This window comes from Roseateles sp. (assembly GCF_039595595.1).
GTDB lineage: Bacteria > Pseudomonadota > Gammaproteobacteria > Burkholderiales > Burkholderiaceae_C > Roseateles.
This window is the reverse complement of record NZ_JBCNLG010000008.1, coordinates 28,804-40,822: the sequence shown is the minus strand read 5'-3', so window position 1 is coordinate 40,822 and position 12,019 is coordinate 28,804. Positions and strand designations below refer to the sequence as shown.

The 12,019-nt window shown below is 71.2% G+C and carries 8 protein-coding genes; 1 reads left to right on the top strand and 7 read right to left on the bottom strand.

The annotated features are described in order from the left end of the window. Positions 1 to 13: 13 nt before the first annotated feature. A complete protein-coding gene (gene tssI, locus ABDW61_RS12060; RefSeq protein ID WP_343638922.1) occupies positions 14 to 2,098 on the bottom strand; it encodes a type VI secretion system tip protein TssI/VgrG in 2,085 nt (694 codons plus the stop codon). Between the two features lie 260 nt (positions 2,099 to 2,358). Here tssI and ABDW61_RS12055 point away from each other — a divergent pair, with 260 nt between their 5' ends. Continuing rightward, positions 2,359 to 3,330, top strand: coding sequence for a metallophosphoesterase (locus ABDW61_RS12055; protein ID WP_343638921.1), 972 nt, complete (start codon positions 2,359 to 2,361; stop codon positions 3,328 to 3,330). On the opposite strand, the gene ABDW61_RS12050 is transcribed toward ABDW61_RS12055, so the two are convergent. Genes ABDW61_RS12050 through ABDW61_RS12025 form a run of 6 tightly spaced genes read right to left on the bottom strand, consistent with a single transcriptional unit; the run spans position 3,324 to position 11,640 of the window. Continuing rightward, entirely contained in the window at positions 3,324 to 6,140 is a 2,817-nt protein-coding gene (locus tag ABDW61_RS12050) for an ATP-binding protein (RefSeq protein WP_343638919.1), read from the bottom strand. The two genes, ABDW61_RS12055 and ABDW61_RS12050, sit on opposite strands and share 7 nt — an antisense overlap. Further along, positions 6,140 to 6,853, bottom strand: a complete 714-nt coding sequence (locus ABDW61_RS12045) for a hypothetical protein (RefSeq protein WP_343638917.1) — start codon at positions 6,851 to 6,853, stop codon at positions 6,140 to 6,142. Before ABDW61_RS12045 ends, ABDW61_RS12050 begins: the two co-directional genes overlap by 1 nt. Continuing rightward, positions 6,850 to 8,382, bottom strand: coding sequence for a hypothetical protein (locus ABDW61_RS12040; protein WP_343638916.1), 1,533 nt, complete (start codon positions 8,380 to 8,382; stop codon positions 6,850 to 6,852). Before ABDW61_RS12040 ends, ABDW61_RS12045 begins: the two co-directional genes overlap by 4 nt. Before the next feature lie 22 nt (positions 8,383 to 8,404). Continuing rightward, positions 8,405 to 8,923 carry a GNAT family N-acetyltransferase gene (locus tag ABDW61_RS12035; protein ID WP_343638915.1) on the bottom strand — a complete coding sequence of 173 codons (519 nt, stop codon included), beginning with the start codon at positions 8,921 to 8,923 and terminating at the stop codon, positions 8,405 to 8,407. Then, complete coding sequence (locus ABDW61_RS12030; RefSeq protein ID WP_343638914.1) at positions 8,923 to 9,642, bottom strand: cold shock and DUF1294 domain-containing protein; 720 nt, start codon at positions 9,640 to 9,642, stop codon at positions 8,923 to 8,925. The genes ABDW61_RS12035 and ABDW61_RS12030 overlap by 1 nt, the downstream gene beginning before the upstream one ends. 36 nt (positions 9,643 to 9,678) lie before the next feature. Further along, the gene (locus ABDW61_RS12025) at positions 9,679 to 11,640 is read right to left on the bottom strand and encodes a DEAD/DEAH box helicase (protein ID WP_343638913.1); all 1,962 of its coding nucleotides are present in this window, start codon (positions 11,638 to 11,640) and stop codon (positions 9,679 to 9,681) included. Between the last annotated feature and the right edge of the window lie 379 nt (positions 11,641 to 12,019).

Below are 12,019 nucleotides of genomic sequence, written 5' to 3'. Positions count from 1 at the left end.
GGCCACCCTTTCTTCAGCAGTTCAGGGAGATTTCCGTCCCGTTGACCGACACGCCGCTGGCGTCGACCTTGATGACGGAGCCGCCCGCGCTGATCGTGATGCTGCCGCCATCGATGACGACGGTCGACCCGCCCACCCCAAAGGTCAGCGAGCTGGCCGAGGTGTACGCGCCCGCGCCAGTGGCGTGCAGCGCCATCGTGTCGGTCGCGCCATGCGTCACCGCGCCGGTGGTCTGCACGTCCAGCGCGCCGGTGATGGCCTGCGTGTAGCCGCCGCTCACCGTGAGGCGCTTGCCCGCCGTGACCGTCTTCTCCTCGCCCGCGGTCACCGTCTCCACGAAGCGGCCGTTGACGGTGTTCTCGCGCTTGCCGTTGACGGTGTTGGTCAGGTCGCCGGTCACCGTGCGTGTGGTCGCGCCGGTGATCGTCTGCGTGTAGCCGCCCGCCGTCACCGTCATCTCATGGCCGGCGTTCACGGTCTCGGCCAGCTTGCCCACCACGCTCATCGTGCGGTCGGCATTGACGGTCAGCGTGTCGTTCACCGTCACCGTGGTCGTGCGGTTGTTCTTGACCGTGTTGGTCTGGTCATGCAGGACCGTCGTCGACATGTCGTACTGCGCGTGCAGGGTCATCTGCTCCTGCCCCGCGGTGTCGTTCATCGACATCTCGTTGTAGCCGGTGCCCTTGTGCGTCTTGGTCTTGATGCCGCTGACCATCGCGCCATCGGGCAGGCTGAACGGCGGCATCTGCTCGGCGTTGTAGAGCCGGCCCACGATCAGCGGCTGGTCCGGATCGCCCTCGAGGAAGTCGACCACCACCTCCTGGCCGATGCGCGGGATCGACACGCCGCCCCATCCCTTGCCCGCCCACGGCTGCGACACGCGGATCCAGCAGGAGCTGCGCTCGTCGCGCCGGCCGCGGCGGTCCCAGTGGAACTGCACCTTCACGCGGCCGTAGTTGTCGGTGTGGATCTCCTCGCCGCCCGGCCCGGTCACCGTGGCCGTCTGCGGCCCCGGCACGATCGGCTTGGCCGTGCGGCGCGGCGGCCGGAACTGCTGCGCCGCCGGGATCGCGCCGAAGTCGCAGCGCAGCTCGGTGCGGCCGCTGCCCGATTCGCTGGCGGCCTGGCGCACCGTCAGCGTGGTCGCGGTGATCAGGTACTTGCCGTTCTGGTCGTCGCGCGGATGGCGGCTCATCGACAGCAGCCGGCCCACGCAGATGCCCTGCGCGTTGCTGCTGCCGCTGAGCACGTTGAACGCGCTGTGCAGCTCGTCCAGCCGGTCCTCCGCGTACTGGGAGCCATCGGCCGACTGGCGGTAGCCGCCCGGGAAGTCGAACACCTCGCCGTCGGAGAGCTCATGGTCGCGCTCGCGCGATTGCTCGCTGAGCAGCGAGGCCGAGGGCCGCTCGAAGTCGTAGTCCGTCAGCACGACCTTGCCCGGCTGCATGCGCTGCTCGCTGGTCCAGCGGCTGATGTGCTCGAGCAGGGGCGGCGCCTGCTCGACGTTGCCGTAGAAAGGGAGCGAGTCGCAGCCGGGGGTCGTGTCGTGCGCGCCGGCCGCGTCGCACAGCACCAGCTTGTGACCGCGCTCGTCGTGCTCGATGTACCAGTAGATGCCCTCCTGCTCCAGCAGCCGCGCCACGAAGTTGAAGTCCGTCTCGCGGTACTGCACGCAGTAGACCCAGGGGCGGTAGGGGCGCATCAGCTTGAGCTCGAAACGCGCCGCCGGATGGTCCTGGAAGACCGCGGCCACGATGTCGGGCACGCTCATGTCCTGGAAGATGCGGCAGTCCGCGGTGCGCGTCATCAGCCAGGGCCAGGGCTTGAGCGTCATCTCGTAGACCGCGTGGCGGCCCTCGAAGCCGCCCTGCACGAAGCGCGCGACGTGGCCGCTCAGGCGGCGCACGCCGGCATCGCGCAGCGCGATGACCACCGTCACCGGCTTGCCGAGCAGGTCGCTGGCCGCGATGTCCATCTGCTCGCTGAGAAGCCGGAGCCGGATCTCGCCCAGTTCGCTCAGCGCCTCGCGGGCGTAGCACTCGTGCACGCGCAGCGTGCCGTCGGGCAGAGGGGATTCAAGCCGTAGTGAAGCGGTCATGTCGCGCGGTGCTCGGTGGGGCTTGCATTAGAGGCAGCGCCGCCCAGGGGGGTAAAGCGACGAAAGTCACCACCCGCGAGGCTGATTCAGGACCCCTATTTGCTCAAGGGTGACGACCTGCATGGGAGACATGCCGGCAGATGTGAAGCTCGTGACGAGCGGTGTCTTTTCGGGCCGGATCGCGGGGGCCGGGCACGCCGTTTGACGAGACCTTCGCGCGGCGCTCGCGCCGCGTCCCTCATACTGCGGCCCCGTCTTTGGTGCCATCCCTTCCCGCCGTGTTCCTGTCCGCGCTCCGCAAGCTCTTCAAATCCCTGCTCTTCCTGCTGCTGGCCGCCGCGCTGCTGGCGATCTGGGGCTTCGTCATCGAACCGCGCTGGGTGGCCGCGCGCGAGATCGCCGTCGACGTCCCCGGCTGGCGCGGGCCGCAGGGCCTGAAAGTGGCCGTCGCTTCCGACTGGCACATCGCGCACGAGGTGCGCCGCGTGATGACCATCGCTCGCGCCAACGCCCTCGTCGACCAGATCAACGCCGCCCACCCCGACGTGGTGCTGCTGCCCGGCGACTTCATCTCCGGCCGCGGCGAGGACGGCACCACGCCCGAGGACGTGGCCGCCGTGCTGGGCCGGCTCAAGGCCCCGCGCGGCGTCTACGCGGTGCTCGGCAACCACGACTGGTGGACCGACGGCACGCGCTTCAACCGCGCGCTGCGCGCCGCCGGCATCACCGTGCTGCTCAACGAGGCCGTGCCGCTGCCGGATTCACCGCGGCCGGATTCACCGCGGCCAGCCTCGCCGCGGCCGGACTCGCCAGTCTGGGTGGTCGGCGTCGGCGATCGCATGTCCGGCCACAGCGAGCCGGAGCGCGCGGCGCGCCAGTTGCCGCGCGGCGCGCAGGCGCTCGCGCTGATGCACGATCCCGCCAGCGCGCGCGAGCTCGCGCCGCTGCCCGGCCTCACCGTCGCGGCGCACACGCACGGGGGCCAGGTCTGGATCCCCTTCATGGGCTCGGCCGTGGCGCCGCATGGCTGGCCCAAGGACCAGACCCATGGCTGGGTCCGGGTCGGCGGCCGCCCGATCTACATCACCAGCGGCCTGGGCGTCAGCATCTATCCGATCCGCATCAACATGCGGCCGGAGTGGGTGATGTTCCGCATCGGCGACGCGGCCCGCGAGGCCATCTCCTCCGCCCGGTCCCCCACCCTGTCCTCCACCCACTCCTCCGCTCAGTAGACCGACTTCTCCGGCCGCCGCGCCAGCACCGCGATCGGCGGCGCCCAGCGCTCGCCGCGCGGCTTCTTGCTGGTCACCAGCGTGATCTCCGAGGGCTCGAAGACCTCGACGTTGTGCGTGATCGGCGTCGTCAGCAGGTACTGCGCGCGCGTGCTCTTCAGGAAGTGGCCCACCAGCTGGATGTTGCGCACGTCCAGGTGGGCGAAGGGCTCGTCGATGAAGACGAACCCGCCCGGCGCGTCGTCGTCCTTCATCAATCCCACCAGCAGGATCAGGCTCTTGAGCACCTGCTGCCCGCCCGAGGCCTCGCCGTCGTTGAGGCCCACCTCGCCCTTGCCGTCGAAGTTGAACTTCACGTGCAGCCCGGCCTGCGCCAGCACCGTGTCGTCGTTGTCCAGGTGCGGCAGCTCGGCCTGCGCATGCACGCCGGCGAGCTCGCCCAGCTCCTGCACATTCTTCTTGTAGCGCCGCACCGTCGCGCGCAGCACGTCGATGTAGCGCTCGCGCGCGTTGAACGCGGCGATGCGCGCCATCTCGTTGCTGGCGCGGCGGTCGTCCAGCTGCGTGGTCTGCTCCAGCACCGCCATCTGCATGCGCGCATGCCGCTCCTGCACGCCGGCATCGGTTTCCCACACGCCGGTGTCCAGCTCCTGCTGCACATGGCGCGAGGCGATCTCCGCCTGCTTGGCGTTCTCGAACTCGTCGCGCAGCGCGGCCAGCCGCATCGGATGCACCCACGCGGCCGGGAACTTCGCCCGCGCCTCGCGCGAGGCCCGGGCGGTGGCGATCAGGTCGTCGCGCTTGCTGGCCCAGTCGCGCTCGGCGCGCAGCACGTTCTCCTCGCTGGCCTTCAGGCCGGCCTGCGCGGCTTCGTAGTCGCGCTCGGCGCGCGTCGCCGCGGCCACCGAGCGGTCATGCTCCTGATCCAGCGCCGCCATCCGCGTCGCCGCCTCGATGCGCGACTGGCGCAGGCCCGGCAGGCGCGCGCGCGCCTCGGCGAACTCCTCGGCCCGCTCCACCAGCTCCTGCGCCGCCTTGTGGCCCTGCGCCGCGCGCTGCGCGTCCTTGAGCTGGCGCTCGATCTCGAGCTGCTCCTTGGCGAGCTTGGACAGCTCCAGGTCGTAGCGCGTCAGCTCCTTGTCCAGCGAGGCGCGCCGCGCATCGAGCGCGGAGTCGCCGAACTGGTACTCGCGCGGCTCGACCCACAGGCTGCGGCCGCCGCGGCCATCGCGGTAGTAGGCCTCGGTGGTGATCCACTCGCCGCCGACCTGGGCGCCCTTCTCGGTGTCCGCGACGCAGCGGATCGAAGCCAGTTGCCGCAGCAGCCAGCCCGGCGCCTTGGCGTTGAACTTCAGCACCGACAGCAGGCTGTCCTTCGGGCTCACCGCCGGCGCATGCTCGCCATCGGCGACGACGTAATGCCGGTAGCGCTCGCGCGAGGCGATGCGGTAGGCCTGGCTCTCGTCGCTGGCACGGGCCAGCACCACCACCCAGCGCGACGGCCGCAGGAAGCCCTCGGCCGCGGCGCGCCACTGGTCGTCGGCGATGTCGATCGCGTCGGCCAGCACGTGATGCGCGATGCCGGCCTCGTCCAGCGCCTTGCGAAAGCGCGTGACCTCCGCCGGCGGCGGCGGCACGCGGTGCCCGGTCAGCTCGTCCATCGCCTGCTGCGCCTTGCGCTGCTGGTCGTTCTGGCGCGTGAAGCTCTCGCGCAGCTGATGCTGGCGCGTGCCCAGTTCCTCGAGCTTGGCCGTCAGCGCCGCGCCATCGGTCTCCACCGCGGCCAGCGCCTTCAGATCCTCCTCGCGCTTGGCGAGCTGCTCCATCGGGCGCTCGCCCTCGCGCGCCGCCTCGAAGGCCTGGCGCGCCTGCTTGCGCTGCTGCTCCAGGTCGGCCAGCTTGTCCTTGGCCGCCTCCTGCGCCTTGAACAGCGCGAGCAACTGCGCGCGCTTGTCGCTGATGCCGCGCTCATCGGAGCGCGCGAACAGCCGCTGCCGATGCAGCTCGCGCAGCTGCTGCGCGGTGCGCTGGCGCTGCTCGCTCCACTGCAGCACCGGCACGACCTCGGTGGCCAGGCGCTCGCGCTCCTTCAGCCGCAGCTGGTACTGCTGGTAGCTGTTGACCCGGTTGGACAGGTCGGACAGTTGCGCCTGCGCATGCGACAGCTCGTGCTGCGCCTGCTCGACCTCCTTGAGCAGTTGCTGCTGGTGGTTGCGCGCGAGCTCGTAGCGATCCAGCACCTCCTGGTCGCCGAAGACCTCGAACACCAGGCGCAGCAGCTCCTTGGACGACAGCTCGCAGAGCCGGTCGGTCTGACCCTGCTCCAGCGCCAGCACGCGCCCGATCGCGCGGGTGAGCCCCGCGGCCTCCAGGCGCTTCTTCCAGGCCTCGATGCCCAGCCAGTCCTTGTCGCCCTTGGTGTCGAGCTCCTCGATCTCATGCACGCCGTCCACCAGGATGTAGCGGCGCACCCAGTCGCCGCCCTGGCGCGAGATGCGGCAGGCCAGCGTCACCTGGTCCGCGTACAGCAGCGAGCTGGCGAACGGCCGGCTGCTGTTCTGGCGGCCGCGCGGGCGGTTGTCCACCAGCGCGCGCAGCCAGGCGTGCTCGGCGTTGGCATGGCGGGCATAGGTCTTGTAGGTGCGGCCGCCGGAGCACTCCAGCCCCAGCAGCGTCCGCATCGCGTCCAGCAGCGTGGTCTTGCCCGAGCCGTTGGGCCCGGCGATGGTGATGATGTTGCCGTCCAGCGGCATCGAGACGCGGCGGCAGTAGTCCCAGTGCAGCAGTTCCAGGGATTGCAGGTGAAACATCAGGCGTCGCTCAGGTCGGATTCTTCGTTGTGGCGGGCGGCCAGGATGGCACCCAGCATCGGGCCGGCTTCGGCATCGGTGCTGCGCGCCAGCACGTCGGCCAGCGCGCCGTCCAGGATGCGCGGCGCGAGCGTGTCGTAGTCCAGCAGCAGGTCCAACAGCGGGCCCTCGCAGATGTCCTCGCCCTTGCGGGTGATGAAGCCCTGGCGCTCCAGCAGCTTGAGGTTGGCGTCCAGCCGCATCTTCTTGCCCAACTGGTTGCCGAAGTCGGCCAGCAGGCTGCGGTAGGACAGCGTCGGCGCGCTGCTCGCGGCGCTGGGCAGCGGCTTGTCCTTGGCGAACATCTCGCCCTGCCCCTCGGCGGCCTCCTCGGCGCGCGCGAGCTGGCGCTGGCGCTTGGGCAGCACGATCAGCGCCCACAGCACCACCAGCAGCGCCACGCCGTCGCGCGGCAGGTCCAGGTTGTTGTTGGAGGCCAGGCCGGTCTCGCCGAACACGGCGACCTCGGCCGGACGCAGCATCGCCAGCGTGATGTGGTCGGCGTAGACGTTGTCCACCACGCGCAGGCCGACGGCGGCGACGCGCTCGTTGACCGCGCGCCAGAGTTCCTGGTCGATCAGCGCGCGGCGCACCAGCGGCTGGTTGCGCGGCAGCCAGCGGCGCGCCAGCAGTTGAGCCGCCAGTTGGGCGGCGTCGTCGAGTTGATTGCTCATGACTGGGAAGGCGGTTCAGCCGCGACGCTGGCGTCGGCGGCAGGTTCGGGAGAGGCGGCGATCGCGTCGCCTGCGGCCGCTTCGACAGGAGCAGCGGCAGCCGCATCAGGCGCATCAGGCGCGGCAGCAGCGGCGGCGGCCTTGCGGCGGCCGCGCCGGGGCGCTTCCTCGGGCGGGCGCCACTTGGGTTCGGGTTCGGGCTCGGCGGGCGGCTCCACGTCCGTCGAGTGCAGCACGCCCTGGCTCATCCAGCGCACGTGCTCGTCATCGATCTCGCCCTGTTCGGCGGACCAGCGCACGCGCCACGGCTGGCGCGCCATGTCGCCGGTCGCGCCGGCCAGATGCTGCGCCTGCGGATCGCCCAGCAGCGGCAGCAGCTGCGCGCGGTAGGCCGCGCGCGCGTAGCTGCCGCCCAGCACCGCGGGGCGCAGGTCGTTCATCGGCACGCCGTCGCCGCTCCAGCGGCCCAGCAGCGCCTGCAACTGGGCCATCTCCGGCGGCAGGCTCATCACGGCCAGCTCGCCCGGCGGCGCGGCCAGGCCGGTGGGCAGCGGCTCGGGCGTCGGTGGCACCGGGCGGTCGCGCTCGAACTCGGCTTCGCAGCCGTCCAGCAATTCATGCTGCGCGACGAAGACCGGATGCACCGGCCGCGACAGCGCGCCCAGCGCCAGGTTCTCGAGGAAGGGCACCTCCTGCAGCCAGCGCCGCACGTCGGTCGTCGTGATGCCGGTGGAGCCCAGCGTGACGCGCTGGCGGTCGGCCTGCTGCAGGGCGCGGTTGAACTGGCTGGCCATCGCCAGCAGCCGCGCCTGCGCCAGGCCGAGCTCGCGCGCCAGGCGCTCCAGGCGCGCGTTGCCGTCGTTCTCGGCCTGCCGGATGATCGCGGACAGCGCCTCGCTGGCGCGCTCGACCAGCTTGAGCGCCCGCTCGAAGCGCATGCGCGCGCGGCGCAGATGGAACTCGGAGCCCGAGGCGATCGCATCGGCGAACTCGTTGTAGAGCCGCGAGAGCTGGGCCAGCAGATGCTGCAGCTGCGCCGGCTCCAGCGTGCCGAGCTGCTGCGCGCCCGCCACGTTGGCGAGCAGGCCGGCCAGGTCGCCGTCCTCGTCGGCGGCCTGGCCCTGCGTCAGGGGCGAGACCATCGCCATCAGCTGCTGCGCCAGCGGCGTCACGCCGTACTGCTGGTTGGACGCGTCCCAGGCCAGCAGCTGCGCGTCGCGCAGGCGCTTGAGCACGAGCTCCAGCGCCTCGTCGCGCAGCACGTGGAAATGGCGGTTCAGGTCGTCGCGCGAGAGCCGCGAGTGCGGCAGGCTCATCAGCTCGATGAAGACCCACACGCGCAGCCGCACCAGCGTGGCCGGGCCGTGGAACAGCGCGCGCTGCGCGCTCAGCAGGGCATCGTTGCGTTCCAGCTGCCACCACAGGAGCGAATCCTGCGGGAGCTGGCCGTCGCGGAAATGGTCTTCGAAAGAGGGTTCGGGGAGATCGTCGCGCAGAGCGTCGTCCGCGCCTCCCGGGATCACTGTCATGGGGCGGGATTATCGCGCCCCCTCACACGGGTCCGAGCGCCCTTCGCATCAGGGTCGCCCCGGGGCCGAAGCTGGCCAGTTTCTGCGCCAGCGCGGAGCCCGGCAGCGCGTGCGCGGCGGCGAAACCCTGGCGCTGCCAGTACTCGCGCGAGCCCTGCACCGCCACCAGCGCGATCTGCGCCAGGCCCATGTCCTGCGCGCGGTTCACCACCTGCCGCAGCAGCTTGCGGCCCAGTTGCCGCGAGCGGCCCGCCGGCGACACCGCCAGGTCGTGCAGGTACAGCGTGCGCGGCGCGCGCGCCGGCGCGACCTCGGACGCGTTCAGGGCCGGCAGCTGCGCGTCGTCCACCGGCAGGCTGACGACATAGGCCAGCGGCTCGCCGGCCTCGAGGGCCAGGTAGGAGCAGTGCAGGTGGCGCGCCGCGCGCAGCTTGGCCTCGAAGGCCTCGGCGCTTTCCAGGAACTCGGGCCCATAGCACTGGGCCTGCAAGGCGAGCACGGCGGGAAGGTCCGCCGTGCCGATCACTTTCAACTGCAGCATCAAACGAAGTCGCCGGCCGATCGCGTGTTCCAGTGGTCGGAGATCCCCGAGAAGAAAGGCGACAGCAGCGGCGTGAAGAGACAAACGAAAACCAGGATGTTGAGCGCGACGCTCAACCAGAAAAGCCGCCGGAAGGACGGCTTGGCGCTCTTGTGGCGCAGCAGATGCTGCGCGAGCAGCGCGCCGGGCCAGCCGCACAGCAGCGCGAGCCCATGCAGCGTCGCCTCCTTGACGCGCCATTGCCCCAGCCGCGCCGCGCGCTTGTCCAGCGCGTAGACGACGAAAGTGGCGAAGCTCATCGCGAAGTAGGTGCCCCACAGCCCGCGCGGCAAGGGCCAGGCGAGGTGGGTCAGCAGCACCAGCAGCGCGAAGCCGGGCACCAGCCACAGCGAGGCGCCGGTGTCCGCCGAACGGTCGGGGGATGGGGCTGAGCCGCGCGGCGGCTGCGAGCGGCCGCGCGAACGGGCCGCGCCGCCTTGGCCTGGCGCGGGGCCGGCTGGCGCCGGCTTGGGCTCCAGGCTCCGGACCTCGAGCGCGCGGGGCTTGCCCTGCGCGTCGGCGCCGGGCTGGTAGCTCACGCGCTCGCCGACGAAGGGCCGGCGCGCGCGCAGCGCGAAGGCGCTGATGTGCACGAAGCGCTTGGGCCCGCCATCGGACGGCGCGATGAAGCCGTAGCCCTTCGCGTCATCCCACTGGACGATCCGGCCCTCCACGCGCATGCGTCAGCGCCCTTCCCCGGCCGAGCCCGCGAGGGCTCAGAAGCCCTTGCGCGGGCCCTTCTTGACGAAGCCGCCGCGCTCATCGCCGCCCTGGCCGCGCGGGCCCTTGGCGAACGACGGCTTGCCCGCCGGACGGCCTTCCGGACGCTCGAAGCGCTGCTCGTTGCCCTTGAACGCCGGACGCTCGGCGCGCGGACCGTAGCGGTCGTTGTTCTCGGCCGAACGGTCGAAGCGCGGATCGAAGCCGCCACGGCGCGGCTCGAAGCCGCCGCCGTTGCCAGCGTTGCCACCTTCACGGCGCTCGAACGCACCGCGCGGCTGGCCGCCGAAGCCCTGGCCGTCACGCTGCGGACGATCGCCGAAGCGCGGACGGTCGCCAAACGGGCGGTCGCCTTGCGGGCGCTCGTTGCGGCCGCCGAAGCGCGGAGCGCCATCACGGCGCTCGAAGCGCTGGCCGCCGCCGAAGCCGCCTTCACGGCGCTCGCCGAACGGCGCACGGCCTTGGCCTTCCGGACGCTCGAAGCGGGCGCTGTTGTCGAAACGGTTGTCGCCGCCGAATCCGCCGCGATCACCGCCACGGTCATTGCCGCGGAAGCCGCCGCCCTGCGGACGGCCATAGCCGCCGCGGTTGCCACCGAAGCCGCCGCGGCCGCCGCCGAAGCCGCGGTCACCGCGATCGCCGCCCGGACGCGACGGGAAGATGCGCGGCTCTTCGTTGCGCGGCTCCAGGCCGGTGATGCGCGAGACCGGGATCTGCTGCGTCGTGAATTGCTGGATGCGCTTGATCATCGAGATGTCGCCGCGCTCGGCCAGCGTCACCGCGATGCCGGAGCGGCCGGCGCGGCCGGTGCGGCCAATGCGGTGGACGTAGTCCTCGGCCTTCATCGGCAGGCCGAAGTTGATGACGTGCGAGATGGTCGGCACGTCGATGCCGCGAGCGGCCACGTCGGTGGCGACCAGCACGCGCAGGTCGCGGCGGCGCAGCGCCATCAGCGTGCGGTTGCGCTTGCCCTGCCGCATGCCGCCGTGCAGCGCGGCGACGCGGTGGCCGATGGCCTCCAGCTGCTCGGCCAGCCACTCGGTGTCCTGCTGGGTGCTGGTGAAGACCACCGCCTGGTCGACATCGCGCTCGCCCAGGATGTGCTCCAGCAGCTTGCGCTTGTGCATGCCGTTGTCGGCCCAGTGCAGGCGCTGCTCGATGTTCTCGTGGGTCTCGGTGTGGCCCGACACGTCGATGCGCTGCGGGTCCTTCATCAACTGGGCCGCCAGGCGGCCGGTGTTGCCGGCGAAGGTCGCGCTGTACATCAGCGTCTGACGCTCGGCCGGGATCTGCCCGGCGACGAAGTTGATGTCGTCGATGAAGCCCATGTCCAGCATGCGGTCGGCCTCGTCGAGCACGAACATCGTCACGTTCTCGAGCTTGCAGCGGCCGCTGTTGATGTGGTCCAGCAGGCGGCCGGGGGTGGCGATCAGGATGTCGAGCTGGCCGCTGAGCGCGCGCAGCTGCTGCGCGTAGGGCATGCCGCCCAGCACGGTGGCCACGCGCAGGCCCTGGATGTGGCGGCCGTAGGTCATCGCGGACTTGGCGACTTGCATCGCCAGCTCGCGGGTCGGCGCCAGCACCAGCACGCGCGGGCCGACCACGCGGGTCTTGTTGCCGGCGGCGCGGGCCGCGCGGGCGTCCAGCACCTGTTGCAGGGCCGGCAGGATGAACGACGCGGTCTTGCCCGAGCCGGTGCGCGACGAGACCATCAGGTCCACGCCGGTCAGCGCCGGCGGGATGGCCTGGGCCTGCACCTCGGTGGCGTTCTCGTAGCCGGAATCCTTGACGGCGCGCAGCAGCGCGTCGTGCAGGCCCAGCGCGGAGAACGGCGTGCCCGTGGTCTCGGCATCGGCGCCGAGTTCGATGGCGTCGATGGCCTGGTCGAGCTCGTCGTCCTGGCTCGGGTCCACGGTCTGGTTCTGGGCGTCGGCGTTCATGTCGTGTTCGAAACTCATTCTTTGCAGTCCAAGAGTGCGCGCCAGGGCGGACGTCCCTGTGATGGGCGTCAGCGCCGGAGCGCAGTTCCGCCGCGCGAAATCAAGTGGTCGCGGCGGAAAGTGATGTCGCTGGGAGAAAGCTCGCGTCGATCACCAGGAAAGAAAGACACATGCGCGGCGCGCCCGTGGACACGGACTTGCGATCGGCATGAAGGGCCTGGTGAGGCGCCGGGGAACAGTCAAGCGACGGCATCGCCGCCGACCGAACCCGAGGGCATGCAAGTGCGAGCGATCCGCTGTCGGATCACCGCCCCGGTGGAGAACCGGAGCCTGCGTGAACCCCGCTCGGGGGTCGGCGCAGCGGACTGCAAGAGGTCAGAGGAGACGTACGAAGCAC

Coding starts and splice junctions, on each gene's coding strand:
- ABDW61_RS12030 (WP_343638914.1), bottom strand. CDS start 9,642: ATGCGCGTGGAGGGCCGGATCGTCCAGTGGGATGACGCGAAGGGCTAC.
- ABDW61_RS12040 (WP_343638916.1), bottom strand. CDS start 8,382: ATGACAGTGATCCCGGGAGGCGCGGACGACGCTCTGCGCGACGATCTC.
- ABDW61_RS12045 (WP_343638917.1), bottom strand. CDS start 6,853: ATGAGCAATCAACTCGACGACGCCGCCCAACTGGCGGCTCAACTGCTG.
- ABDW61_RS12050 (WP_343638919.1), bottom strand. CDS start 6,140: ATGTTTCACCTGCAATCCCTGGAACTGCTGCACTGGGACTACTGCCGC.
- ABDW61_RS12025 (WP_343638913.1), bottom strand. CDS start 11,640: ATGAGTTTCGAACACGACATGAACGCCGACGCCCAGAACCAGACCGTG.
- tssI (WP_343638922.1), bottom strand. CDS start 2,098: ATGACCGCTTCACTACGGCTTGAATCCCCTCTGCCCGACGGCACGCTG.
- ABDW61_RS12035 (WP_343638915.1), bottom strand. CDS start 8,923: ATGCTGCAGTTGAAAGTGATCGGCACGGCGGACCTTCCCGCCGTGCTC.